Origin of the sequence: Prosthecodimorpha hirschii (genome assembly GCF_001305515.1) — a bacterium.
GTDB classification, from domain to species: Bacteria; Pseudomonadota; Alphaproteobacteria; order Rhizobiales; family Ancalomicrobiaceae; genus Prosthecodimorpha; species Prosthecodimorpha hirschii.
In genome coordinates, this window is sequence record NZ_LJYW01000001.1 from 3,595,472 (window position 1) to 3,620,293 (window position 24,822).

The following is a 24,822-nucleotide window of genomic DNA, read 5'->3' on the forward strand; positions in this document are numbered from 1 at the left end:
GAAGAAACTTTTGAATTATTCCGGCATACGGAATTTATCGTGCAGCCTGACGCAGCGTGTTCCGAATGCAGAAAACCGACGACGAGCCGAAAGGCCCGACCAGCCTGCAGCGCGGGCTGCGGCTGCTGCGCGTTCTGGCCGGCGCGCCGCCGGACGGGATGCGGCTGTCCGACCTCGCCCGTCTGGCCGGGGAGACCGAGGCGACCGCCCATCGGCTGGCCCGCGCATTGACCGCGGAAGGCTTCGTCGACCGCACGCCCGACCGGCGCTACCGGGTCGGGCTCGATTTCTTCTCGATCGCGGCACGGGCGGAGACCGCCGACAACCTGCGCGACATCTGCCGGCCCGCATTGCTCCGGCTCTCGGCAACACTCAACGACACGATCTTCCTGCTGGTGCGCTCCGGCCTGAACGTCGTCTGCCTCGACCGTGCCGACGGTCCCTTCCCGATCCGCAGCTTCACCGGCGATATCGGCGGGCGCATTCCGCTCGGCATGGGCCAGGGCTCGCTGGTCATCCTGGCCTATCTGCCGCCGGACGAGCGCGAGGAGGTGATCCGCTTCAACCTGCCGCGACTGATCGACCGCGGTCCGATCGACGAAGCCTTCCTGCGCACCGAGATCGAGAAGGTCCTGGCCAGCGGCCATGCGGCGACCGACTACGGCCTGCTGACCGGCATGATCGGCGTGGCCGTGCCGATCTTCGATACCACACGGCGGGTCGTCGCCGCCCTGTCGGTCGGTACCCTGACCGAGCGGCTGACGGCGGAGCGGCGTGCCAAGGTGGTCGAACTGCTCAACCGCGAAGCCGAGGCGATCGGTCGCCGCCTGTCGCCGTTCGATCCTGCCTTGCGCCACCCGGCCCGGTTCCTGGGCGGGGTCAGGGCGCCGGGCTGACCGGATCGACGGGCGCGGCGTCGATCCGGCCACCGCATCAATTCAGTCGGCGGCATTGCCTTGTTGAGCGGCCCGCGAGGGCCGGCGGCCGACGGCATCGCGCGCCGCCGTCAGATAGGCCTCGACCGCCGTCCCGGGCGGCAGGTCGAACAGCGCGCGCACCCGTTCGGGGGCCAGAACCGTCTCCGGCGGGCCGAATTCGGCCGCCCGGCCGTTCTGAAGGGCCAGGACGCAATCGGAATAATGCGCGGCCGCCCACAGATCGTGGACCACGGCCAGGACCGCATGCCCCTCGTCGGCAAAGGCGCGCGCGGCCGCCATCGCGGCGACCTGATGCTTCAGGTCGAGACCCGCCAGAGGTTCGTCGAGGATCAGCAGCTGCCGGTCGTGGACGGTCCGGCCGGCTTCGAGCTGGGCGAGAATGCGCGCGAGACGCACCCGCTGGCGCTCGCCGCCGGACAGGGTCGGATAGAGGCGCGCGGCCAGATGGATGGCATCGGCGAGGCCGAGCGCCCGCTCCAGGATGGCGAGCCGCCGCCTTTCGGTCAGGCCACGGCCGCGGCCGTCCATGCCGAGCTGCACCACCTCGTGCACCGCGAACGGAAAGGCGAGCGCATCGCTCTGGATCAGCACGGCCCGCTTATCGGCGAGCGCCGCCAGCCGCCACTGTCCGAGCGGGCGGCCGTCTACCGCGACTGACCCGCGGCGCGGCTTGAGCGTACCGGCGGCGACCGCCATCAGGGTCGACTTGCCGGCCCCGTTGGGACCGACGATGCCGGTCAGCGTCCCCGCCATGCAGGCGAGCGAGACATCCTCGATGAGATTGCGGCCGCCGACCGAGACCGTGATGCCGTTCATGCACAGGATGGGCATGTCCAGGATGGGCATGTTCAGGATGGGCGTCATGCGAGCCGGGTCCCGCGGCCGATCAGCAGATGCAGGAAGACCGGCGCGCCGATCAGGGCGGTGACGATGCCGATCGGCAGTTCGGCCGGCGCCACGATGACGCGCGCGATCGTATCGGCCCCGGCGAGCAGGGCCGCTCCGAGCAGGGCCGACGCCGGCAGGACGCGGCCATGGGCCGGGCCGGCGATCAGGCGGACCAGATGCGGCACCACGATGCCGACGAAGCCGATCACACCGGCGGTGGCGACCGCGGCGCCGACCGCCAATGCCGTCAGCACCACGGCGGCCGCCTTCATCCGCTCGACCGGGATGCCGAGATGCTGCGCCTCGGCCTCGCCGAGCACGAGCGCGTCGAGCGCGCGGGCCAGCGTCAGGGCGCCGACCAGGGCCAGCGCCAGCAGCGGGCCGGTCGCGGCGAGCTTGGACCAGGTGGTGCCGCCGAAAGAGCCGAGCGACCAGAAGGTCAGGTCGCGCAACTGCCGATCGTCGCTCAGATAGACCAGGATTCCGGTTCCGGCGCCGGCCAGCGCCGAGACCGCGATGCCGGCCAGCAGCAGGATGGTCACCGAGGTCCGTCCACCGCGCGTCGCCACCGCATAGAGGAGGGCGGTTGTCGCCAGCCCGCCCAGAAAGGCGCCGAAGGGCAGCGCCATGGCCGGAAGAGCGGCGGCGCCGACGAGCCGGTCGCCGAGCACGATCACGAGGGCCGCGGCCAGCCCGGCGCCGGCCGAGACGCCGACCAGACCCGGATCGGCAAGCGGATTGCGGAAAAGCCCCTGCATCAGAGCGCCGGCGACGCCGAGGGCGCCGCCGGCCAGCAAGGCGGCCAACGTCCGCGGCAGCCGGACGGCAAGCACGACGGCCGCATCCGTCCCGGTCACGGCACGTCCGGTGGCGGCCTCGGCCAGGATGGCGACGACGCGGTCCGGTGCGATGGCGAGCGGCCCGGTGCCGAGCGACAGGACCAGGGCGGCCATCGCGAGCAGGCCGAGCCCGACCAGCGCGATCCGGCCGGTCCGGCGGCGGGCCCGGGTCAGATCGGCGATGGCGACCGTCTCCGCCGCGCTCACTTCGGCGCTCCGGCGAGATGCCGGTCGAGCGCCGCCATCAGGTCGCGGGCCGCGGCCGGCGCGCGCGGGCCGAAGCCGAGCAGGGCGAGCCCGTCCATGCCGAAGACCGCGTGCCTGCGGCCGGCCGGCGTCGCCGCGATGGCCGGCAGGGCGAGCAGGTCGGCGGCGGTCAGGCCGGGGCGGTCCATGAACACGACCGCGTCCGGCGCGGCCGCCACGATCGCCTCGTCGGAGAGCGGCTTGTAGCCGTCGAAGCCCGAGACGGCGTTGTCGGCGCCGGCGAGCCCCATCATGGCGGCCGCCGCCGACTTCGCGCCGGCCGCCATCGGCCGTCCGTTCTGAAGCGCGATGACGAACAGCACCCGCGGATGGGCGGTTCGCGTCGCGCGGTCTTGCGCCAGCGCCGCAAAGCCCGCCTCGATCTCGGCCGCCAACGCCTCGCCCTCGGCCTTGCGGCCGACCAGGGCCGAAATCGTCCGCACCTTCGCCAGCAGGCCGGCCGGGCTCGGTTCGTCGGTCACCCGGTCGATCCGGACTCCGGCCTCGGCGAGCAGCTTCAGCACGTCGGGCGGGCCGGCGCCCTCGACGGCGATCACCCGCACCGGTCCGAGCGCCAGAATGCCCTCGGCGGAGAGTTGCCGCATGTAGCCGACATTGGGTCTACCGGCGACCGCGGCCGCCGGATGCGTGCTGGTGGTATCGACCGCCCGGATGCGGTCGGCCGCTCCGAGACTGGCGATGATCTCTGTGACGGCACCGCCGACCGAAACGATCGGCGTGTCGGCAAGGTCGACCGCGGCGGCCGGATCCGGCGTCGCACCGGCCAGATCCGGCGTCGCACCGGCCAGAAGGGCAACCAGGGCGATCGCGAGGCGCAGGGAGCGGGTCATTTGGTCAGGATCAGTTTGCGGTTGCTGGTGATGCGCAGGCGATAGGCCTGCCCCTCGTGCAGGATCACGGCTTCGCGGCCGATGCCGACCAGTTCGCGGGAATCGAAGGTCGGCAGGCCGCGGTCGGCCTCCGGGCGGACCCCGGAGGCGGGTGATGCCGGCTGCCGGGCAGGGGGCTCTTGTACTGGCACAGTCGAGTCCTTGTCGTCGGCGTGATTTTCGATTTTGAGGAATTCAAAACTACAGAACGCCGAGTCTTTGCTCAGTTCTCGTAGTTTGGAATTCGTATAATTCAGTCCGTCTACAGAGAGGCTTGACGGGTTTATTCTGTCTCGTTATCGCATTGTCAAGCAGGCGGGTGAATTGCCCGTCCGAACACTCAACGACGCCAGCCAGAAGCGGGACGCTTCCAGCCAGCCGACATCCGATGGGGCTGGTATGATGTTTCGATCCTTCCGACGTGCCGTAACACCGTTGCGGCTCGCCTTGCTGGCGGGCACCGCAATCTCGAGTCTGGCCGCGTCCGCCGATGCTCAGGCGGAATCCTCAAACAACTATAATGGGTTCGACGAGATCACCGTTTCGGCGGAACGCGAGCCGACCAAGCTCTGGGATACGCCCTCGACGGTCTCGGTGAAGAAGGCCGGCGACATCGACGCCAAGCAGATCAAGCGGCCGCAGGATCTGGTCTTCGACGAGCCCGGCGTGTCGGTCGGCAACCAGCCGACCCGGACCGGGACCACCAACTACGTCATCCGCGGCATCGGCGAGAACCGGGTCCGCCTGCAGATCGACGGCGTCGAGATTCCCGATGCGCCCTCCATCCTGATCGGGCCCGGCACCTATACGCGCGACTATGTCGATTTCGACTCGCTGAAGTCGGTCGAGATCGTGCGCGGCCCGGCCTCCGCGCTCTACGGCAGCGATGCGATCGGCGGCGTGGTCTCCTTCGTCACCAAGGATCCGTCGGACTTCCTGCGCATCTTCGAAAAGGATTGGTACATCGGCTTCAAGGCCGCCTACGATTCCGCCGACCACTCGATCGCCGGCACCACCACGGTCGCCGGGCGCTCCGGGCCGGTCGAGGGCATGGTCATCTATACCCGCCGGGTCGGCGACGAACTGCGCCCGAACGGCTCGATGAAGCCCAATCCGCAGGATCAGGCGCTCGACAACGTGCTCGCCAAGTTCGTCTTCGGCACGCCGGATACGGGCATCGCCAAGCTGACCTTCGAGAGCTTCCACAAGCGCACGACGACCGAAATCCTGACCGATCGCGTGGTCGGCTCGACGTCCGTCTTCGACAGCGACGGCATCGACACGACCGACCGCAAGCGGGTCAGTCTCGAATGGTCGAAGACCATCGATCAGTGGTTCGCCGACGACGTGAAGGCCTCCGTCTTCTATACCGGCGTCGACCGGACCGAGATCAGCAAGCAGTATCGCGGCGTCGGCGGCGCCCCCGAGCCGAACCGCTACCGCTGGACCAGCGGCGCCTTCCATCAGGACATCGTCGGCGCCGACGCGCAGGCCTCGCTCAGCCGCACGTTCTGGGGCTTCGACCACGACCTGACCTATGGGGCGAGCTTCACCTCGACCGAGACCTCGCGCCTGCGCAAGCGCACCGAGACCAATCTGACCACCGGCACGACCACCAACGTGATTGCCGGCGAGACCTATCCGAACAAGCAGTTCCCGGATACGCGCACCACCAAGGCGGCCGCCTATGTGCAGGATGTCGCCCGCTACGGCGCCTTCCGGCTGATCCCGGCCGTGCGGTTCGACGTCTACCATCTCGATCCGCAGCCGGATCAGGCCTTCGCCAACGGCAATGCGGCCGGCTTCAAGATCAAGGAGCAGACCGAATTCGCCATCTCGCCCAAGCTCGGCGCGACCTACGACCTCAACGACCAGCTACGGCTCGTCGCCCAGTATGCGCACGGCTTCCGCGCGCCGCCCTACGACAATGCCAACTTCGCCTATTCGAACCCGATGTTCGGCTACGAGATCCTGCCCAACGGCAATCTGAAGCCGGAGACCAGCGACGGTTTCGAGGCCGGCCTGCGCGGCAAGCTCGAGGACGGCTCGAGCTTCCAGCTGACCGGATTCTACAATCTCTACCGTGACTTCATCGATACCGAGATCGTCGGCACCAGTTCGGGCGGGCTGATCCAGTACCAGTACCGGAACGTCAACCGCGTGACCATCAAGGGCGCGGAAGCCCGCGGCGAGTGGAAGTTCCGCAAGGACTGGTCGCTGTTCGGCGCCGTCGCCTACGCCTACGGCACCAACGAGGAGACCCACAAGGGCATCGACTCGGTCGATCCGCTGACGGCCGTCGCCGCGCTGCGCTGGAGCCCGGACGAGAGCTGGCGGCTCGAGGCGCGCATCAAGGGCGTCGCCGGCAAGGACCGCGTCAGCGATCCGACCGTGTTCAAGCCGGGCGGCTACTCGGTCGTCGACGCCTTCGCCAGCTGGGAGCCGAACAAGAACTTCTCGCTCAATTTCGGCGTGATGAACATCTTCGACCGCAGCTATTTCAACGCTCGCGACGTGGCCGGTCTGCTCGCGACCAACACCCAGCTGGAACTCTATCGCTCGCCCGGCCGTACCTTCGCTGTCAACGCGACCGTCCGGTTCTGACCGTCATGAGCGCGGCGCGCCGAAGAATGGCCGAGCTCCCGCCGCATCGCCCCGTGCCCGGTCTCAATCGACCCGGCGCGGCCGATGCGGGCTGGACTCCGGTCGTGCGGCTCGTCGTCTCGCCGCCGGCCGCCGCGTCCGAACCGGATCCGGCGGCTGTCGCTCCGATCGTCCAGGCCGGCTTGCCGGTGCCGAAGGCGGCACCGGTCCGGCCGCGCCGCTGGCCGGCGCTGCTGTCGCTTCTGCTGCATGCCGGCATCGCCATTGCGGCCGTCATGCTGCGCCCGTCCGAACAGGCCGCCGCCGGGGGCGAGGAGACGATCGTCGTCGAGTTCGTCCCCCCGGGCGATTCGGATGCCGACCGCATCGCCGCGGCCGGCCCGGCCGCCCCGCCGGACACGGTGCCCGCCGAAGTCCTGCCGGAGACCCCGCCGGCCCCGATCGCCGAGACTGGGCCCGAAGCCGTTGTCGCCAGCGCGCCGGTTCCAGAACCGGTGCCGGTTCCAGAACCGGTGCCGGCTCCAGAACCGGTGCCGACGCCCGAACCCGTGCCGGTTCTGGAACCGGAGCCCGAATCGAAGCCGGAACCCGTGGTGCCGCCGGAGACGGCCACGGCCGCGGTGCCGGAGCCCGAACCCGCTCCGGTCGAGCCGGCCGCAGCCGAACCGACCGCGGCCGTCACCCCCGAGGCGCCGCCACCGCCCGAGCCGGAACCCGTCGATCTGCCGCCGCCGGCGCCTGCCGCCGTCGAGACAGTCGCACCGCCGGAGCCGCTGCCCGCGCCGGTCGCGGAAGTGCGTGCCGCGGAACCGCTGCCGGCCGAGCCGCCGCCGCCAGAGCCCCAGCCCGATCCGAAGCCTGCCGTCGTCGAGCCGCCACCGCCGGAGCCTAAGCCGACGGTCGCCGCCCCCCCGCCCGACCCGGCATTGTCGACCGTCATTGCAGAGCCGAAGCCGGTGGTCCGGCCCGTCCCGAAGCCGGCCGTTCCCGCCGTGCCGGACGTCCGCAAGGCTCCCCCCAAGGCGCCGCGCCGGACTGCCGCCAAGGCGCCGGAGAAGCCTGCGACGGCCCGCGGCCAGGCGACCGGCAAGCCGGATAGCCGTGATGCGGCCGACAGCCGGGCCGGAGGCGCCGCCTTGCGCGGATCGGGCGTCGAAGGCGCTGCGGTGCTCGCCTCCTACAAGGCGCAGGTCCTCGCCCACCTGATCCGGCACAAGCGCTATCCGGACGCAGCCCGCGAGCGCGGGACGGAGGGCCGCGTGCCGGTCGCCTTCGTGGTCGCCCGTGACGGCCGCCTGGTTTCGGCCGAACTGGTCGGGTCCTCGGGTAGCCCGGATCTCGATCGCGCCACGCTCGACACCGTCCGGCGTGCCGCCCCCTATCCGCAGGCGCCGGACGGCGCCCCGGCCACCGCCACCTTCCGGACCCTCGTCCGCTACGATCTCAGGTGAAAAGGAGACTTGCATGTATATCGCCATGAACCGCTTTCGCGTCGCCCTCGGTTCGGAGGCCGCCTTCGAGCATCACTGGCTGACGCGCGAAAGCCGTCTGGCCGAGCTGCCCGGCTTCATCGCCTTCCACCTGCTGCGCGGCCCGGAGAAGCCGGATCACCGGCTCTATTCCTCCCACACCGTCTGGGAGAGCTACGACGCCTTCGAGGCCTGGACCAAGTCCGAGGCCTTCCGCGCCTCCCATGCCCGCGCCGGCTCCTCGCCGGTCGCCTATCTCGGCCATCCGGAATTCGAAGGCTTCGAGGTCGTGCAGGAACTGACCAACGACCAGCACAAGGAAGCCGCGGAATGACGGAACTGTCGGACATGACGTTCGAAGCGGTCGAAGCCCGGATCGATGCGGCCCTGGCGGCCGAACCGGACGGCGTCATCGAACGGATTGCCGCGAAGGCCGGCACGACGCCGGGGGCCGTTCTGGCGCGCCTGCCCGGCCGCGATGCCGTGCGGCTGGACGGCACCGACCTCGCGTCCGTCTGGAACGAACTGACCGGCTGGGGCGACGTGCTGGTGATCGTCCATACCGCCGCGGGCGTGTTCGAGATCGATACCGCCCTGATGCCGGGCACGGTCGGGCAGGGCTATTTCAATGTCGGCTCCGGCGCAGCCCTGCACGGCCATATCGCCGCCAGCCGCTGCGCGGCGATCTATTGCGTCGACCGGCTGTTCTTCGGCCGACGCTCCTGCTCGATCCAGTTCGTCGACGGGGACGGCACCATCATGTTCAAGATCTTCGTCAGACGCGCGGCGGATCGGAGTCTCGATCCGGCCCAGCTCGCCCTGTTCGAGGCCTTGCGCGATCGGGCCGTCCCGGCGGCACACCAGCCGACCCTGGCGGCTCCGGCCGCCTGACGGACGTGCAGCCGGGCGGCGATCCCCGTTTCGCCGCCCGGCTTCGCGTCGTTCCTGCGTTCCGGCGGATCGCGGCCGGCATCGCGATCGCTCAGCCGAACGGAAAGCGCGCCAGGACACGGAAGCGGGCGGCCGGGTCCGGCTGAACGAAGACCGTGATCGCATCGACCGGCACCGGCGCCGCGATGGCGGCAAGGCGGTCGGACAGGGCGTCGGCGAGAGCGCTGCGCTCGGGGTCGCCGAGCCGGCCCGACAGCGTCATGTGGAAGCGGAATCGATCGAAGACATACGGGTAGCCCCAGCGGGCGAGATGATCGCGTTCGCGTTCGGACAGTCCCGCCGCGCCGCGCCGGGCTGCCTCCGCGGCGTCCATGGCGGCCCGCCAGGGATCGAAGCTCTCGACGCAGGCATCGGCGAGATCGTGCAGCGCTTGCGGACGTCCCGCCACCATGAGGGCGAGGAAGTCGCCGATCGCCGCAACGCGCAGATCCGGGAGTTCGAAGGGGCGGCGTTCGGCCGCAAAGCGCGCGACGGCGTCGAGAAAACCGGCGACATCCGTCGAATCGGCGAGGCGAAACGGCGGCTTCAGCGTGGCATGGAAGCCGTAGCGGCGCGGCTCGGCGGTGATCTCCAGAAGCCGCTCCGGCGACATGCCCGCAACTGCCGGGATCGGCAGGTCGGCACCGGTCGCCGCGTCATAGCCGATGGCCGCCGAGCCGAAGCGCCACAGGGCGGTTTCCGGGGCCGGGGCGAAATAGAGCGCATAACGGGCAGCGGCGATCGGGGCACCCATGGTCAGACCCTTTCGAGCGGCCGATGTGGCGGTTCGGGCAGCACGACCCTGACCGCATCCCCCGGCGCGATCGGTCCGGCCGCCTCGACCACCGCCATGATGCCGGCGCGGCGGTCCAGGCTGCCGTCCGGCCGGCGCACCAGCACCCGGTCGAGCAGTCCGGCCTGGAAGTCCTCGATCTGCCGGCAGGGATTGCGCAGGCCGGTGATCCGCAGTGCGGCCCAGGACGGGAAGAGAAGGCGCGTATCGACCGGCAGGGCGATCAGATCGAGGCCGCGCGTCAGGATGTTCTCGCCGAGAGCGCCGGGCGCGACCGGATGGCCGGCCGCCGCGAGTTCGTCGAGCAGTTCGGCCGCCAGCAGGTGGACCTGGCGCCAGTTCGGCGCGGTCGGATCGACCCGGACGCGCGAACGATGCTTGACGGTCTCACCCCCATGGGCGTCGCCGGCGACGCCGAGCCCGGCAACGAGCGCGATGCGCGGCAGGACCGCCTTGGAGAAGCCGTGCACCGGGCTCGACGCCACGGCGATCACGCAGGGCCCGCCGTCGGCTTCGATCGCGTTGCCATTGCCGTCCGAACGTCCGATCACGCCACGCGCCGCCCCAGCCGGTAGACCTCCCGCACGACCGGATGATCGCCGTGCAGGGCGACGCGGACAAGATCGCCGCGCTTGCCGAGGGCGATCTCGCCGCGGTCGTCGAGCCCGGTCGCCCGGGCCGGGCCGGCCGTGACGGTGCGGATCGCGCCGGGCAGACCGCCCATGGCCGCGACGCCGGCGAGCCCGAAGGCGCCCTCGATCAGGCTGACCGGGACATAGTCGGACGACAGGATGTCGAGAAAGCCCGCCTCGGCCAGTTCCAAGGCTGAGACGTTGCCGGAATGCGAGCCGCCGCGGACCACGTTCGGGGCGCCCATCAGCACCGCGACGCCGGCCTCGTGCGAGGCGCGGGCGGCCTCCAGCGTGGTCGGGAATTCGGCGATCGCGACCCGGTCGGCGAGCGATTCGGCGACATGGTCCTCGGTGGTGTCGTCGTGGCTGGCGAGCGCGACGCCGGCCTCGTGGGCGAGCGCCACCAGCGCCCGGCGATGGGCGTCATGATGGCTCTCGTGCAGCGCCTTGCGGGCGGCGATATAGACGTCGAGCTCGGCCTCGGTCTTGCTCGCCTTGCCGCGGTAATAGTCGCGCAGCTTCTGCTCGTCGCGGAACTGGCGCTGGCCGGGCGTGTGGTCCATCAGGCTGATCAGCCGGACATCGAAGCGCTCGACATAGTCGCGCGCCATCTCGACCACGTCGTGGGAGCAGATCTCGCAGCGCAGATGGGTGTGATGGTCGGCGCGCAGCAATCCGGTCGCGCGGGCGTGCTCGATGCCCTCGCCGAGCGCGAACAGGCCGCCGGCCAAAGAATTGCGGTCGCCGTCGGAGCCGGCGCGCAGGCTGTCGAACACCGTCGTGATGCCGGAGGCGGCGATCTGGGCGTCATAGGCGATGACGGCCGAGAAGGGCTTCCAGAACACCTTCGGGCGCGGCGAATAATGCGGCTCCAGATGGTCTGTATGCAGTTCGACAAGGCCCGGGATCAGCACGTCCGCGCCGCAGTCGATGGCGCCGGACAGCGCGCGGCCCTCCTCGATCGCCACGATGGTGCCGTTCTCGACCACCACCGTCCCGTCGATCTCGCGGTCGCCGAGCACGATGCGGCGGGCGGCGAGCGCGGTCGAACCCCGCGCCTCCGTCGGGTCGGTTCTCTTCAGCATGACGGTGTCGGGCTCCTCATCGGATGGGGTCATGCCGCCGCGGCGGCCGCGAAGGCGGTCACGTCGACGATCCGGTCGGCGACGCGGTCGCGCACGTCCTCGTCGTGGAAGATGCCGATCAGGGCGACGCCGCGGCGCTTCTTGGTCTGGATCAGGTCGACCACGGCGGCCCGGTTGCGCGCGTCGAGCGAGGCGGTCGGCTCGTCGAGCAGCAGCACGGCGTGGTCGCCGACGAAGCCGCGGGCGATGTTGACGCGCTGCTGTTCGCCGCCCGAGAAGGTCGCCGGCGGCAGGCTCCAGAGCCGCTCCGGCACGTTGAGCTGGCCGAGCAGGCCGCGCGCGCGCGCCTCCGCCTCGTCGGCCGCGACGCCCTGGTCGCGCGCGGCGGCGACGACCAGATCGAGCGCCGAGACGCGCGGGATGGCGCGCAGGAACTGGCTGACATAGCCGAGCGTGGTCCGGCGCAGCCGCACGATCCGACGCGGTTCGGCGCTCGCCACGTCGACGGTCTCGTCGCGATCGCGGACCAGGATGCGGCCGGAATCGCAGCGATAGTTGCCGTAGATCATCTTCAGGATCGACGACTTGCCGGCGCCAGACGGGCCGCCGAGCACGACGCATTCGCCGGCAGCGACCTCCAGGCTGACGCCGGAGACGACCGGCAGCACCTTGCCGTCCTGCAGGTGCATCACGAAGCTCTTGGAGACCCGTTCGAGGCGCAGCATCGCGGTCATGTCAGCACCGAGGCGACGAGAAGCTGGGTATAGGGCTCGCGCGGATCGTCGAGCACCTGGTCGGTCAGGCCGGTCTCGATCACCCGGCCGTGGCGCATGACCATGATCCGGTGCGACAGCAGGCGGGCGACCGCCAGGTCATGGGTGACCACGATGGCGGCGAGGCCGAGATCGGCGACCAGGCCGCGCAGGAGATCGAGCAGCCGCGCCTGGACGGACACGTCGAGCCCGCCGGTCGGCTCGTCCATGAAGACGAGGCGCGGCGCGGTGACCAGGTTGCGGGCGATCTGCAGGCGCTGGCGCATGCCGCCCGAATAGGCGCGCGGGGTATCGTCGATCCGGCTCTCGTCGATCTCGACCCGGCCGAGCCAGTCGATCGCGGTTTCGCGGATGCGGCCGTAGTGCCGTTCGCCGACCGCCATCAGCCGCTCGCCGACATTGCCGCCGGCCGAGATGCCCATGCGCAGGCCCTCGCGCGGGTCCTGATGCACGAAGCCCCAATCGGTGCGGAGCAGAAGCCGGCGCTCGGCCTCGTTGAGCCGGAACAGGTCGCGGGCGACGCCGTCGCGCATGCGGTATTCGATCCGCCCGGCGCTCGGCTCGGCCCGGGTCGACAGCACGGAGAGCAGCGTCGACTTGCCGGAGCCGGATTCGCCGACCACCGCCAGCACTTCGCCGGCATGGAGATCGAAGGTCACGTCCTGGCAGCCGATGCGGTGGCCATAGAGCTTGGTGACGCCGCGCGCCATCAGGAGCGGGGCTTCGTCAGTCGGCACGGCGGCCTCCCTCTCCGGCGGCGATTGGCGAGGCCATCGTGCCGCGGTGGCCGGCGGCCTGCCGGGTCTCGCAATGGTCGGTGTCGGAGCACACGAACATCCGCCCGCCGCGGTCGTCGAGCACCACCTCGTCAAGATAGACGCCCTCGGCACCGCACAGCGCGCAGGGTTGCTCGAAGCGGTTGACCTCGAAAGGATGATCCTCGAAATCGAGGCTGACCACCTCGGTATGCGGCGGTACCGCGTAGATGCGCTTCTCGCGGCCGGCCCCGAAGAGCTGCAGGGCGGCGGAGCGGTGCATCTTCGGGTTGTCGAATTTCGGCGTCGGCGAGGGGTCCATCAGGTAGCGGCCGGCAACCATCACCGGATAGGCGTAGGTGGTCGCGATATGGCCGTGGCGCGCGATGTCCTCGTAGAGCTTGACATGCATCAGGCCGTATTCGGCCAGCGCATGCATCTTGCGCGTCTCGGTCTCGCGCGGCTCCAGGAAGCGCAGGGGCTCGGGGATCGGCACCTGGTAGACCAGCACCTGGCCGGCCTGCAGCGGGGTCTCGGGGATGCGGTGGCGCGTCTGGATGACGGTCGCCTCGGCGGTCGCCGTGGTGGTCGCCACACCGGCGGTCTTCTGGAAGAACTTGCGGATCGAGACCGCGTTGGTGGTGTCGTCGGACCCCTGGTCGATCACCTTCAGCACGTCGTCGCGGCCGAGGATCGAGGCGGTGACCTGCACGCCGCCGGTGCCCCAGCCATAGGGCATCGGCATTTCCCGGCTGGCGAAGGGCACCTGATAGCCCGGGATCGCGATCGCCTTCAGGATGGCGCGGCGGATCATCCGCTTGGTCTGTTCGTCCAGATAGGCGAAATTGTAGGCGGCTGCCGTCATTCTGCGGCCTCCCGATCGAGGGTGGCGGCCGTGGCGGCCAGGTCGTCCGCTTCGGCCGGCTTGTCCGCTTCGGCCCGCCCGTCCGCTTCAGTCTGCGCGGCCGCCTGTTCGCGCCGCATCTGCCGGACGAGGCCGAGTTCGGCCTGGAAGTCGACATAGTGCGGCAGCTTCAGGTGCTCGACGAAGCCGGTCGCCTGGACGTTGTCGACATGCGACAGGACGAATTCCTGGTCCTGCGCCGGAGACCCGGTCTCCTCGCCCAGATCCTCGGCGCGCAAGGCCCGATCGACCAGCGCCATCGACATGGCCTTGCGTTCGAGCTGGCCGAAGGTCAGTCCGTAGCCGCGCGTGAACTGCGGCGGCACGGTCGCCGAGCCCTTGAACTGGTTGACCATCTCGCATTCGGTCACGCGCAGACGGCCGAGCGGCACCGCGAAGCCGAGCTCCTCGGCGAAGACTTCGACCTCGACATCGCCGATGCGGATCTCGCCCGCGAAGGCATGGGTGCGGCCGTAGCCGCGCTGGGTCGAATAGCCGAGCGCGAGCAGGAAGCCCTCGTCGCCGCGGGCGAGCGCCTGCAGGCGCAGGTCGCGGCCCGCCGGGAAGGCGAGCGGCTCGCGGGTCAGGTCGCCAGGCTCCGCCGCCCGGTCGGGATTGCTTTCGATCAGGCCCTCGCCGTCGAGCAATGCGGTGACATGCGGGGCCGGGTCGAGCGGTGCCGCTGCCTCCGCGGGGGCGGCGGGCGTCGTGGTTCCGGCGAGATCGAAGTCGATCAGCCGATGGGTGTAGTCGAAGGTCGGGCCGAGCACCTGGCCGCCCGGCAGGTCCTTGTAGGTCGCCGAAACGCGGCGGACGACCTGCATGGCGCCGGTATCGACCGGCTGCGAGCAGCCGAAGCGCGGCAGGGTGGTGCGATAGGCGCGAACCAGGAAGATCGCCTCGATCAGGTCGCCGCGGGCCTGCTTGATGGCGATGGCGGCGATCTCGGGATCGTAGAGCGAGCCCTCGGCCATCACGCGATCGACCGCCAGGGTCAATTGTCCGGCGATCTGCTCGGGCGCGATCTCGGCAATGGCCGGGTCGCCGCGGCGCTCGTGGGCGAGCAGGCGATGGGCATTGTCGATCGCCCGTTCGCCGCCCTTGACGGCTACATACATGCCGCATCCTCCGTGACGCGCGTGGACCGCGGCAGGCCGACGACGGTGTCGCCGGCGACCAGCAGCAGGTCGACACCGCGCGGAAACATCTCGTGATTTCCGGCCAGCGCGCGTGCGAGCCCGGGTATCGCCGGCGTCACGCCCAGCCGCCGCCGGCCCGCGATGCCCGGGCCGGACAACTCGAATGCGCCCTCGGCGGCCAGTGCGTCGACCTGGAGGATCAGCGTCGTCGAGCGGTCCGGATAGTCGAGCGTGCCTTGGGCGAACCTGTCGAGCCCGTCGAAGGCGGCCGCGTCGGTGATCACCCCGAAGGCGGCGCGCGACGGATCGGCGACGATCGGCGCGCCGGTCTGGAAGCGCAGGAAATCGGCCAGCCCGTCCATCGCCAAGGCCGCCGGATCGAGCCAGATCGGCGTTTCGAAATCGGCGAGCGCGAGCAGGAGCGCGGCCGTCGCCGGCTGCAGCGGCGGGGGCGCCAGGAGGGCCGGCGTCACCGCCTGGGCAAGCCCGGGCTCGGCAAGAGCCCGCATCGCCGCCCTGAAGGTGGCCTGGGCTTCGTGAACCGGGTTCTCGAACCCGGCCGCGGATACGATCGCGGTCATGACGGTCTCAATCCTCGCCGCGGACCATGGTGAAGAAGTCGACCCGGGTTGCGGCGGCCCGGCGGGAGGCCGCGTCGTCGGCAGCGGCGAGGCGGGCCTCGACGGGGGCGACGAGGGCCGCTTCGATCGACGGGCGTCGGGCGGGGTCCTGCCAGAGCGCGTCCGCGATCGCGGCGAGACGGGCGGCGGCCACGTCGCGGCCGAGCCGGTAGGCGTGGCCGGTCTGGCCGTCGGCGAGCCGGATGCTGGCCCGCGCCACCGTCGCCTCGCCGAGATTGAAGGCCGATCCGCCGCCGCCGATCCGGCCACGCACCATGACCAGGCCGGCCTCGGCCGGGCGCAGGTCGCGCGCGCCGGCGATCGTGTCGGCATCGAAGGCTGCGGCGAGTTCGGCCGGGGTGGCCGCCGCGAAGGCCGCCATGGCGCGCCGGCGGGCGGCGGTCTCGGAATCGATTGCGGAACCTGTCATCGCCCTCTCCGTTCGGCGCGACGGGTTTGCCGCCTTGCCATGACGTTGCGATGACGGAAGGCCGGTTTCACACTGCCCGACGCTCGCCGATGATGGCGAAGCGCAGGCGCTGCGACAGCGTGTCGATCACCGCGACGGTGACCAGGACCATCAGCACCAGGAAGGAGACCTGCTGCCATTCCAGCGTCCGGATGGACTCGGACAGGTGCAGGCCGATGCCGCCGGCCCCGACGATGCCGATGATGGTCGCCGAGCGGGTGTTGGATTCGAAGTAGTAGAGCACCTGGCTCAGGATCACCGGCAGGATCTGCGGCAGAATGCCGAAGCGCACCGCGTGCAGGCGCGAGCCGCCGGTCGACAGGACGCCCTCGACGGGCTTGCGGTCCGCGGTCTCGATCGCTTCGGAAAAGAGCTTGCCGAAGGCGCCGAAGTCCGACGACACGATGGCGAGCACGCCCGCAAAGGGGCCGAGGCCGACGACGTTGATCCAGATCAGCGCCCAGATCAGCGTGTCGACGCCGCGCAGCGTATCGAAGGTCCGCCTTGTGACGAAGCGCAGGAGCCAGACCGGGACAGCATTGCGTGCGGCCAGGAAGCCGAACGGAAAGGCCAGCGTGGCGGCGATCAGCGTGCCCAGGAAGGCGATCGCCAGGGTCTCGCCGAGGGCATGGAGGTAGAGCGCCAGCTTTCCGGACGATCCCCAGTCGGGCGGCAGCATCAGCTTGGCGAAGACGCCGAGCTGCGACATCCCGGCCGCGATCCGCGCGATCGAAAAGCCCATCACGCCGAGGCCGACGATCAGGAGCGAGACCAGCACCCCGAAGATCAGGAGCGTCAGCGCCCGGCTCGATCCGGAGGCCCGAAAGGCATCGACCACCACGAACAGGACGTAGAGCATGAACGGCACGACCGCCGCAAAGCCGAGCGGTGCGGCGACGCGGGTGATCAGGGTGCCGAGGCCCGACGCCAGGGCGCCTCCAGCCGCCGAAAGGTCGCCGGCGAAGAGCGCGGCCGCCGCCGCAAGGGCCTGCCCGGCTTCGCCCAGCCCGCCGACGATCGACTGGCCGGCCGCGATCACGGCAAGGCCGAACGCCCCGGGCGTGACCCCGGCGACGATGACCAGGGACGCCACGATGCCGCCGATCGCCACCAGGGCGGCCAGCGCGGTCGCCGGGGCAAAGCCCGCGGCGGGGAATTCGCCGGGGTAGCGCGCCATGATGGCGGCGCGATCGAAATGGCGATCGGAGAAGGGGCTCTGCGGCAGGACCGGCGCGGTCATCGAGCGCCCTCCGCGCCGAGAACGCGATGCCGCAGGGTTTCGGTCAGCATGTCGATCGCCACCACGGTGATGATGATCATGAGCAGGATCGCGCTCACGTCGGTGTAGTAGAACTTGCGGATCGCCTCGAGCAGATCCTGTCCGATGCCGCCCGCGCCGACATAGCCCATGATGGCCGCGCCGCGAACATTGACCTCGAAGCGCAGCAGCATGTAGCTGGCATAGTTGGTCATGACCTGCGGCAGGACGGCGAAGCGGACGGTCTCGACGAAACCGGCGCCCGTCGAGACGAGACCTTCGACCGGCTTCATGTCGATATTCTCGACGACTTCGGAAAAGAGCTTGCCGAGCGCCCCCATCGTATGGATGGCGATGGCCAGGACGCCGGGCACCGGCCCGAGCCCGAAGGCGACCACGAAGATCAGCGCGAAAACGATCTCGGGAACCGTGCGGCAGAATTCGAGAAAGCGGCGGGCGGCGAAGCGCAGGCCCGGCGAGCGGACCAGATTGCCGGCCGCCAGGAAGGACAGCAGGAAGGCGCCGAGCGCCCCGACCAGCGTGCCCACATAGGCGATCAGCAGGGTCTCGCCGAGCAGCCTCAGCCAGCGTTTCCAGCCCCAATACCATTCGGCGATGCCGGTATCGGCGGCATCGAGATGCAGGACCGGCAGGATGTCGTGGATGTATTTCGTGAAGCTGCCGAAATTGGCGAAGAACTTCGCGGGCTGAACCTCGGCGATCCAGCCGGCCAGCAGGATCGACACCACCAGCAGGCCGAAACCGACCAGCATCCGGCGGCGCCGTGCTGCGGTGGCATACAGATAGCCGCGTTCCAGACGGTCGCGGACGGTGGGATCGAGGCGGGGCAGGGTGTCGGCGCGCATGGATCCGGTTCGTCGGTTCGGCCGAGGCCGGGGCGGCCTGACGGGAAGGGCGACCGGCGGGCCAAGCCACCGGCCGCGGAAGGTGGGCGGGCCCGTCAGGACCCGCCGTCTGCAATTTCGATCGAGCAATATTCTGCTGAAAAGATCGCACCGCGCCGGGGCTTTGGCGCGGAACGCAATCTCACGAGGCCTTCTTCTTGCGCAGCTCGTCGACGAACTTGTTGAGGTCGACGATCGGCTGGTAGGCCTTGTTGTCAGTCGGCTCGTAGGGCTCGTTCTTGCCGTCCGAGATGCGGTCGAAGGCGGCCTTGTCCTTCTTGGCCGCGTTCATGAAGGCATCGCGAATCTTCGCCTTCAGATCTTCCGGCATGTCGGACAGATAGGCGATCGGCGAGTTCACGATCATGTCGGACTTGAAGATGATCCGGAAATCCTCGACCTTGGCCATGTTCTTGGCGGCCATCCGGGTCAGGTTGGAATCGTCTTCCGCGTTCCACCAGTTGGCGGCGACATCGACGGTGCCCTGGCCGAGCGCGATGACGGCGTTCTCATGGCTGCCGGTATAGACGACCTTGCTGAAGAAGGCGTCCGGATCGATCTTCATCTTGTTGAGCGCGAAGCGCGGGACGTTGTTGCCCGAGGTCGAGTTCGGGTCGACCAGGCCGAGATTCTTGCCCTTCAGGTCTTCGATCTTGGTGTAGGGGCTGTCCTTCTTCACGTAGAAGACGGAGTAGTAGCCCTTGACGCCGCCCTTGGAGACTTCGATGGCGAAGGCGTCGATCTTCGAGCCGGTCATCAGCGCGCGGGCGAAGCTGGACGGGCCGTAGTAGCCGATATGGATCTGGCCGGCCTTCTGGCCTTCGATCAGGGCCGCATAGTCCTGGGCGACGCGCAGGGTGACCTTGGTGCCGATCTCGCGCGACAGATAGTCCATGAACGGCTGGAAGCGGTCGGTCACGCCGGAAGCGTTCTCGGACGGGATGATGGCGAAGACCAGCTCGGGATACTTGGCCTTCCAGTCCTGTGCGACGGCGGGGCTGGCCGCGAAGGCGAGCGTGGCGGCGAGGGTGCCGAGAACGGCGCGACGATTGATCATGGGTTCGGATCTCCTTTGGGGATCGGCAGAAATCGAAGGGGTCGGATGGGGGCCTGCGTCAGGCAAAGGCCTTTTCGCGCGCGGCCACGGGCGCCGTCGGGACCGTCTCGTCGACCACGTCGCCGGCTTCCAGCCCGTACAGGCGGCGCGCCACGTCGTCGGTCAGGTCGAAGCCCCGGCCGTCGAACACCACCTTGCCGGCCGCCATGCCGACGAGCCGGTCGCAATAGGCGCGCGCCAGGTCGAGGGAATGCAGGTTGCACAGGACGGTGATGCCGAATTCCTTGTTGATGCGCTGCAGCGCATCCATGACCAGCTTGGTGTTGCGCGGATCGAGCGAGGCGATCGGCTCGTCGGCGAGCAGGATCTTGGGCTCCTGGACGAGCGCGCGGGCGATGGCGACGCGCTGCTGCTGGCCGCCAGAAAGGCTCTCGGCGCGCTGATGCGCGAAGCTGCCCATGTCGAAGCTGTCGAGGGCCGACAGCGCGATGGCCCGGTCGTCCGCGCTCCACAGGCGCAGCACGGAGGTGCCGGTCGAGACCTTGTTGAGGCGGCCGAGCAGCACGTTGGTCAGCACGTCGAGCCGGCCGACCAGGTTGAACTGCTGGAAGATCATGGCGCAATCGGCCCGCCAGGCCCGGAGCGCCGCGCCGCCGAGCGCGGTCACGTCGCGATCGCCGAAGCGGATCCGCCCGGCGGTCGGATCGTTCAGGCGGTTGATCAGCCTGAGCAGCGTCGACTTGCCGGCGCCGGACCGGCCGATCACGCCGACGAAACTGCCGGCCGGGATCTCCAGCGACACGTCGTCGACGGCAGCCTTGGTGCCGAAACGTCGCGTCAGGCCTTCGATGACGAGCATGGCAGTCTCCCGGACCCGTTTGGTCGGGACCAACAGCTACCCGCGCTCGGCAACGCTTTCGTGACGGCATCGCCGTTCGCCTGCGGCCGCCTGCCGGCGGGTGTCATGCCTGCGTCATCGGAGGGGTGCACAGCGCGGGCCCCCGACGGAGCCTCGCCATGTCCAAGACCCTCGGCCTCGAGCCGCTGATCCACCCGACCGCCGCCGTGCGCGATGCCGATCTCGGCCGCTATACCGAGATCGGCGCCCGCACGCTGTTCGCCGAGAGCACGCTCGGCGACTATTCCTACGTGGTCAACGATTCCAACGTCATCTACACGCGGATCGGCAAGTTCTGCTCGATTGCCGCGATGACCCGGATCAACCCCGGCAACCATCCGATGCACCGGGCCACGCAGGCGCATTTCACCTACCGCGCCTCGGCCTATTTTCCGGGCGAGCCGGACGAGGACGCCTTCTTCGACTGGCGCCGCTCCCAGCCGGTCACGCTCGGCCACGATGTCTGGATCGGCCATGGCGCCGTCATTCTGCCGGGCCGGAGCATCGGTACCGGCGCGGTGGTGGCGGCCGGGGCGGTGGTGACCAAGGATGTCGCGCCCTACACGATCGTCGCCGGCGTCCCAGCGCGTGTCGTCAAGCGCCGCTTTCCCGAGGCGATTGCCGATCGGCTGCAGGCGCTCGCCTGGTGGGACTGGAGCCACGAGCGCCTGCATGCGGCCCTGCCGCAGTTCCGCGCCCTGTCGGTCGAGGCCTTCCTGGAGGCCCATGGCGGCTGACGCGCGGCAAACGGTCCGTGCCGGGCCCGAATTAATGGCCGCATAGGCACTTCAAATCGCGGGCGGGGCGGGAGTGCCGATAGCATCCGGGCCATCAACCGCGATGGATGGGCCGATGAACGCTCCGATCGAAACGACCTTGCATGTGCCGAACGAACTGCGCCGCCTCCAGACCATGCATAATGGCGAGAAGGTCGTGCCGACCTTCTCGGCCGGCGAGATGCAGCGGCGCCAGGACGGGCTGCGCGCGGTGCTGGCCGATCTCAAGCTCGATGCGGCGATCCTGACCAGCTACCACAACATCAACTACTATTCCGACTTCCTCTACTGCTCCTTCGGCCGCCGCTACGCGCTCGTCGTCACCGACGCCAGGGCGGTCACAGTGACGGCCGGCATCGATGCCGGCCAGCCCTATCGCCGCAGCTTCGGCGACAACATCACCTATACGGACTGGCGCCGGGACAACTATTTCCATGCGCTGCAGCAGGAGCTCCCCGCCGCGAAGCGGATCGGCCTGGAGTTCGACCACATCAATCTCGACTTCTACAAGGCCATGCAGGAGGCCTTCCCGGGCGCCGAGTTCGTCGATCTCGGCAAGCCGACCATGTGGATGCGGACGCTGAAATCCGACGAGGAGATCGCGCTGATCCGCCAGGGCGCGCGCATCGCCGATCTCGGCGGCGCCGCGGTCTGCAATGCGGTCCGGGCCGGCGTGCGCGAGCACGAGGTCGCGCTCGCCGGGACGCAGGCCATGGTGCGCGAGATCGCCCGCACCTTCCCGCATGCCGAACTGATGGATACCTGGGTCTGGTTCCAGTCCGGCATCAACACCGACGGCGCCCACAATCCGGTCACCTCGCGCGCCGTGCAGCCGGGCGACATCCTGTCGCTCAACTGCTTCCCGATGATCGCCGGCTACTACACGGCGCTGGAGCGGACGCTGTTCTGCGAACACGCCTCCGACGAGCATCTGCGCATCTGGGAGATCAACTGCGCGGTGCACCGGCGCGGCCTCGAACTGATCCGGCCGGGCGCGCGCTGCTCGGACGTGGCCCGCGAGCTGAACGAGATCTATCGCCAGCACGGCCTGCTCGGCTTCCGCTCCTTCGGCTACGGCCATTCCTTCGGCGTGCTCAGCCACTATTACGGCCGCGAGGCCGGGGTGGAACTGCGCGAGGACATCGACACCGTGCTGGCGCCCGGCATGGTCGTCTCGATGGAGCCGATGCTGTCGATCCCGGAAGGCCTGCCGGGGGCGGGCGGCTACCGCGAGCACGACATCCTGGTCATCCGCGAGACCGGCGCCGAGAACATCACCGGCTTCCCGTTCGGTCCGGCGCACAACATCCTGCGCGCCTGAACGCGACGTCGGGCGCCAGAGCGGCGCTGGCCGCCAGAGTGGCGCGGGCCGCCAAGGCGGCATCGACCGCCGGGGCGAAGTTGGCCGCCGGGGCTTGGTCGGCCGGCTGGATTGCGTCGGCCGACGGGCGGCCGGCACGGGCCTTGCGAGGGGCGGTCTTCACGCTTGACGGCCGCCCCGGCCCGATGATGGACATCCGCATGACCGCGCCGACCCGACAGCCATTGCCCGCCTCCCTCTATGCCGAAACCGCCCGGCCGGCACCGCCGGAAACCCGGCTCGACGGCGATCGCCGGACCTCGGTGGCGATCGTCGGCGGCGGCTTCACGGGCCTTTCGACCGCGCTGCATCTGGCCGAACGCGGCATCGAGGCGTTGGTTCTGGAGGCCCACGAACCCGGCTGGGGCGCTTCGGGGCGCAATGGCGGGCAGGTCAACCCCGGCCTCAAATGGGAACCGGACGAACTGGAAGGCGCCTTCGGCCCGGAACGCGGCGGCGCCATGGCGGCACTCGGCGGCAGCGCGCCCGACCTGGTCTTCGACCTGATCGCCCGACACGCGATCGCCTGCGAGGCCATCCGCGGCGGCACCCTTCGGGCAGCCGTCAACGACCGTTCCGAACGCTCGGTGCGCGCTTCAGTCGAGGGCTGGGCGCGACGGCGGGCCCCGGTCGAATGGCTCGACGGACCGGCTGCGGCGGCCGCCACCGGCACCGAGGCCTATCGGGGCGCCTCGCTCGACCGGCGCGGCGGCAGCGTCAACCCGCTCGGCTATGCCCGGGGGCTGGCCGAAGCGGCGATCCGGGCCGGCGCGACGGTGGCGAGCGGCGCACCGGTGACCCGTCTCGCCCCGGCCGGCACCGGCTGGAGGCTCGCAACCCCCACCGGCACGGTCACGGCCGATCATGTCGTGCTGGCCACCAACGGCTACACGGACGGGCTCTGGCCGCGGCTGAAGGCGACCGTCGCACCGGTCTTCAGCGCCATCGCGGCGACCGCGCCGCTGCCGTCCGAGATCGCCGCCGCGATCCTGCCGGCGCGGCCCGTGCTCTACGAGATCTCGGCGCGCTATGCCTATTACCGGCTCGACGCCGACGGGCGCTTCCTGATGGGCGGCCGCAGCGTGCTGCGCGACAGTGCGGATCCGGCCGACTATCGCGGCCTCGTCGCCCACGCGTTGGAACTCTTCCCGGCCCTCCGGGCGGCGGAGTGGCGTCAGGTCTGGAACGGGCGCGTCGCGGTCACGGCCGACCATCTGCCGCACCTGCACGAGCCGGCACCGACCCTCCATATCGGCCTCGGCTACAACGGCCGCGGCGTCGCCATGGCGACCGCGATGGGCCGGATCCTCGCCGACCGCGTCGCCGGCGCCCGGCCGGAGGACCTGCCGCTGCCGGTCACGCCGATCACCCCGATGCGGTTCCATCCGTTCTGGCCGATCGGCGTCAAGACCGCGCTCGCCTGGGGCCTGATGAAGGAGCGGTTCGGATTCTGAGCGGCCCTAAAGACGGTCACGCCACCATGTCGTGCGACGAGGCGGCGAACAGGTCGGCGATCCGTGCGGCCAGCGATTCGACATGGGCCGACGTCTTGCCGGGGCGGAGATAGATGCCGGCGACCAGATCGGTCAGTACCGGCATCCCTGCGGTGGGGTGGGCGAGGCCGACCAGTTTCGGCGGCAGGATGTCGCGCGAGAAGGCGGTGACGCCGAAGCCGGTGGTCAGCGCGGCCTCCAGCCCGGCCAGGCTCGGGCTGGTATAGACGATGTCGTAGGCGCGGCCGTCGCGCTGCAAAGCCGCCAGCATGGCCCGGCGGTAGAGACAGCCCTCCGGATAGGCGACCAGCCGCAGGACACCGTCCTCGTCGACCGCCTCGTCCGGCAGCCCGACCCAAGACAGCGGCTGGCGCCAGGACATCCAGGCGCCCTCTGCGGCGCTGCCCTCCGACATGGCGACGATCAGGTCGAACCCACCCTCGCGGAAGGCCGCGAACAGATTGGCCGAGAGATCGCACACGACATCGAAGCCGGCGCCGTCGTTGCGGGCACGCCGGTCGGCGAGCAGCAGCGGCAGGAAATGGTCGGCATAGTCGTTCGGCAGGCCGATCTTCAGCCGCCCGCCGAGTTGCCGGCGCGACAGCTTGACCACCAGCTCGTCGTTCAGCGACAGGATGCGGCGCGCATAGTTGGCGACCAGTTGCCCGTTCTCGGTCAGAAGCGTGCCGCCGGAATCCTTCTCGAACAACGGCGCCCCGATCAGATCCTGCAGCCGCTTGATCTGCAGGCTGATGGCCGGCTGGGACCGCCCGAGCCGCTCGCCCGCGCGGGTATAGCCCTTCAGGTCGATCACGGTCACGAAAGCCCTGAGAAGGTCGGTCGGGATGTTGCGCATGGGCGTCTCCGGTCGTCCCGATGTCATCACGGGCCGGCGTCACGTGCAAGCCAAAGCGGCAGGCCGTGCGATGCCCGGATTCTATGCAACCGCGTCGGCGGCCGGTCCGTCCCCTTGCGGCAGGACCGCTGGGTTTCGCCGGAATCGGCCGCCCGGTTGCCCAAGCGATGTGCGCTCGGTGCCGCCCGATGAGGCCGAGTAAAACGGCGGAAATGTCCCAAAAACCGCTGAATATCGAACGCTTA

26 protein-coding genes are annotated in these 24,822 nt (G+C 69.9%); 8 read left to right on the top strand and 18 right to left on the bottom strand.

Translation table 11 applies throughout. The features are described from left to right. Positions 1 to 65 precede the first annotated feature (65 nt). The gene (locus tag ABB55_RS15715; RefSeq protein ID WP_054359653.1) at positions 66 to 896 is read left to right on the top strand and encodes an IclR family transcriptional regulator; all 831 of its coding nucleotides are present in this window, start codon (positions 66 to 68) and stop codon (positions 894 to 896) included. A 42-nt stretch (positions 897 to 938) separates the two neighbouring features. Here ABB55_RS15715 and ABB55_RS15720 read toward each other — a convergent pair whose 3' ends face one another. Genes ABB55_RS15720 through hemP form a run of 4 tightly spaced genes read right to left on the bottom strand, consistent with a single transcriptional unit; the run spans position 939 to position 3,953 of the window. Continuing rightward, positions 939 to 1,802 (bottom strand): ATP-binding cassette domain-containing protein, encoded by an 864-nt coding sequence (locus ABB55_RS15720; protein ID WP_244472049.1) that lies wholly within the window; start codon positions 1,800 to 1,802, stop codon positions 939 to 941. Further along, complete coding sequence (locus ABB55_RS15725; RefSeq protein ID WP_054359654.1) at positions 1,799 to 2,872, bottom strand: FecCD family ABC transporter permease; 1,074 nt, start codon at positions 2,870 to 2,872, stop codon at positions 1,799 to 1,801. Before ABB55_RS15725 ends, ABB55_RS15720 begins: the two co-directional genes overlap by 4 nt. Further along, positions 2,869 to 3,762: a heme/hemin ABC transporter substrate-binding protein gene (locus ABB55_RS15730; RefSeq protein WP_083463656.1), complete on the bottom strand. Its 894-nt coding sequence runs from the start codon at positions 3,760 to 3,762 to the stop codon at positions 2,869 to 2,871. The genes ABB55_RS15725 and ABB55_RS15730 overlap by 4 nt, the downstream gene beginning before the upstream one ends. After that, positions 3,759 to 3,953 (bottom strand): hemin uptake protein HemP, encoded by a 195-nt coding sequence (gene hemP, locus ABB55_RS30930; protein ID WP_054359655.1) that lies wholly within the window; start codon positions 3,951 to 3,953, stop codon positions 3,759 to 3,761. The genes ABB55_RS15730 and hemP overlap by 4 nt, the downstream gene beginning before the upstream one ends. A gap of 283 nt (positions 3,954 to 4,236) precedes the next feature. On the opposite strand from hemP, the gene ABB55_RS15740 reads away from it, so the two are divergent. Genes ABB55_RS15740 through hutX form a run of 4 tightly spaced genes read left to right on the top strand, consistent with a single transcriptional unit; the run spans position 4,237 to position 8,765 of the window. Next, complete coding sequence (locus ABB55_RS15740; RefSeq protein ID WP_054359656.1) at positions 4,237 to 6,405, top strand: TonB-dependent hemoglobin/transferrin/lactoferrin family receptor; 2,169 nt, start codon at positions 4,237 to 4,239, stop codon at positions 6,403 to 6,405. 26 nt (positions 6,406 to 6,431) lie between these two features. Continuing rightward, complete coding sequence (locus tag ABB55_RS15745) at positions 6,432 to 7,856, top strand: energy transducer TonB (RefSeq protein WP_054359657.1); 1,425 nt, start codon at positions 6,432 to 6,434, stop codon at positions 7,854 to 7,856. 13 nt (positions 7,857 to 7,869) lie between these two features. Beyond that, entirely contained in the window at positions 7,870 to 8,208 is a 339-nt protein-coding gene (gene hmuQ / locus ABB55_RS15750; RefSeq protein WP_054359658.1) for a heme-degrading protein HmuQ, read from the top strand. Beyond that, positions 8,205 to 8,765 carry a heme utilization cystosolic carrier protein HutX gene (gene hutX, locus ABB55_RS15755; protein WP_054359659.1) on the top strand — a complete coding sequence of 187 codons (561 nt, stop codon included), beginning with the start codon at positions 8,205 to 8,207 and terminating at the stop codon, positions 8,763 to 8,765. Before hmuQ ends, hutX begins: the two co-directional genes overlap by 4 nt. Before the next feature lie 91 nt (positions 8,766 to 8,856). Here hutX and ABB55_RS15760 read toward each other — a convergent pair whose 3' ends face one another. From ABB55_RS15760 to phnC, 13 genes are all read right to left on the bottom strand, one after another. Beyond that, on the bottom strand, positions 8,857 to 9,558 hold the full coding sequence (locus tag ABB55_RS15760) for a DUF1045 domain-containing protein (RefSeq protein ID WP_054359660.1): 702 nt from the start codon (positions 9,556 to 9,558) through the stop codon (positions 8,857 to 8,859). A gap of 2 nt (positions 9,559 to 9,560) precedes the next feature. After that, positions 9,561 to 10,148: an MOSC domain-containing protein gene (locus ABB55_RS15765; RefSeq protein ID WP_244472050.1), complete on the bottom strand. Its 588-nt coding sequence runs from the start codon at positions 10,146 to 10,148 to the stop codon at positions 9,561 to 9,563. Continuing rightward, on the bottom strand, positions 10,145 to 11,314 hold the full coding sequence (locus ABB55_RS15770; protein WP_054359661.1) for an alpha-D-ribose 1-methylphosphonate 5-triphosphate diphosphatase: 1,170 nt from the start codon (positions 11,312 to 11,314) through the stop codon (positions 10,145 to 10,147). The genes ABB55_RS15765 and ABB55_RS15770 overlap by 4 nt, the downstream gene beginning before the upstream one ends. Positions 11,315 to 11,343: 29 nt before the next feature. Next, complete coding sequence (phnL, locus tag ABB55_RS15775; RefSeq protein WP_054359662.1) at positions 11,344 to 12,048, bottom strand: phosphonate C-P lyase system protein PhnL; 705 nt, start codon at positions 12,046 to 12,048, stop codon at positions 11,344 to 11,346. After that, positions 12,045 to 12,797 (bottom strand): phosphonate C-P lyase system protein PhnK, encoded by a 753-nt coding sequence (gene phnK, locus ABB55_RS15780; RefSeq protein ID WP_054362090.1) that lies wholly within the window; start codon positions 12,795 to 12,797, stop codon positions 12,045 to 12,047. Before phnK ends, phnL begins: the two co-directional genes overlap by 4 nt. A gap of 16 nt (positions 12,798 to 12,813) precedes the next feature. Next, complete coding sequence (locus ABB55_RS15785; protein ID WP_054359663.1) at positions 12,814 to 13,707, bottom strand: alpha-D-ribose 1-methylphosphonate 5-phosphate C-P-lyase PhnJ; 894 nt, start codon at positions 13,705 to 13,707, stop codon at positions 12,814 to 12,816. Then, on the bottom strand, positions 13,704 to 14,864 hold the full coding sequence (locus ABB55_RS15790; protein WP_083463658.1) for a carbon-phosphorus lyase complex subunit: 1,161 nt from the start codon (positions 14,862 to 14,864) through the stop codon (positions 13,704 to 13,706). The genes ABB55_RS15785 and ABB55_RS15790 overlap by 4 nt, the downstream gene beginning before the upstream one ends. Beyond that, positions 14,855 to 15,466, bottom strand: coding sequence for a phosphonate C-P lyase system protein PhnH (phnH, locus tag ABB55_RS15795; RefSeq protein WP_054359664.1), 612 nt, complete (start codon positions 15,464 to 15,466; stop codon positions 14,855 to 14,857). Before phnH ends, ABB55_RS15790 begins: the two co-directional genes overlap by 10 nt. Positions 15,467 to 15,473: 7 nt before the next feature. Continuing rightward, positions 15,474 to 15,935, bottom strand: coding sequence for a phosphonate C-P lyase system protein PhnG (phnG, locus tag ABB55_RS15800; protein WP_054359665.1), 462 nt, complete (start codon positions 15,933 to 15,935; stop codon positions 15,474 to 15,476). 67 nt (positions 15,936 to 16,002) lie between these two features. Further along, positions 16,003 to 16,833, bottom strand: coding sequence for a phosphonate ABC transporter, permease protein PhnE (phnE, locus tag ABB55_RS15805; RefSeq protein ID WP_083464131.1), 831 nt, complete (start codon positions 16,831 to 16,833; stop codon positions 16,003 to 16,005). A 377-nt stretch (positions 16,834 to 17,210) separates the two neighbouring features. Next, complete coding sequence (gene phnE / locus ABB55_RS15810; RefSeq protein ID WP_054359666.1) at positions 17,211 to 18,098, bottom strand: phosphonate ABC transporter, permease protein PhnE; 888 nt, start codon at positions 18,096 to 18,098, stop codon at positions 17,211 to 17,213. Positions 18,099 to 18,279: 181 nt separating this feature from the next. Further along, entirely contained in the window at positions 18,280 to 19,194 is a 915-nt protein-coding gene (gene phnD / locus ABB55_RS15815) for a phosphonate ABC transporter substrate-binding protein (RefSeq protein WP_054359667.1), read from the bottom strand. A 58-nt stretch (positions 19,195 to 19,252) separates the two neighbouring features. Then, the gene (gene phnC / locus ABB55_RS15820; protein ID WP_054359668.1) at positions 19,253 to 20,053 is read right to left on the bottom strand and encodes a phosphonate ABC transporter ATP-binding protein; all 801 of its coding nucleotides are present in this window, start codon (positions 20,051 to 20,053) and stop codon (positions 19,253 to 19,255) included. 158 nt (positions 20,054 to 20,211) lie between these two features. Between phnC and ABB55_RS15825 the strand changes: the two genes are divergently transcribed. The 3 genes from ABB55_RS15825 (at position 20,212) to ABB55_RS15835 (ending at position 23,682) form a co-directional block, all read left to right on the top strand. Then, a complete protein-coding gene (locus ABB55_RS15825) occupies positions 20,212 to 20,829 on the top strand; it encodes a DapH/DapD/GlmU-related protein (RefSeq protein WP_054359669.1) in 618 nt (205 codons plus the stop codon). Positions 20,830 to 20,974: 145 nt separating this feature from the next. After that, positions 20,975 to 22,189, top strand: coding sequence for a M24 family metallopeptidase (locus ABB55_RS15830; protein ID WP_054362091.1), 1,215 nt, complete (start codon positions 20,975 to 20,977; stop codon positions 22,187 to 22,189). 200 nt (positions 22,190 to 22,389) lie between these two features. Further along, complete coding sequence (locus tag ABB55_RS15835) at positions 22,390 to 23,682, top strand: NAD(P)/FAD-dependent oxidoreductase (RefSeq protein ID WP_054362092.1); 1,293 nt, start codon at positions 22,390 to 22,392, stop codon at positions 23,680 to 23,682. Positions 23,683 to 23,698: 16 nt separating this feature from the next. On the opposite strand, the gene ABB55_RS15840 is transcribed toward ABB55_RS15835, so the two are convergent. Then, positions 23,699 to 24,577: a LysR family transcriptional regulator gene (locus ABB55_RS15840; RefSeq protein ID WP_054359670.1), complete on the bottom strand. Its 879-nt coding sequence runs from the start codon at positions 24,575 to 24,577 to the stop codon at positions 23,699 to 23,701. Positions 24,578 to 24,822: the final 245 nt, after the last annotated feature.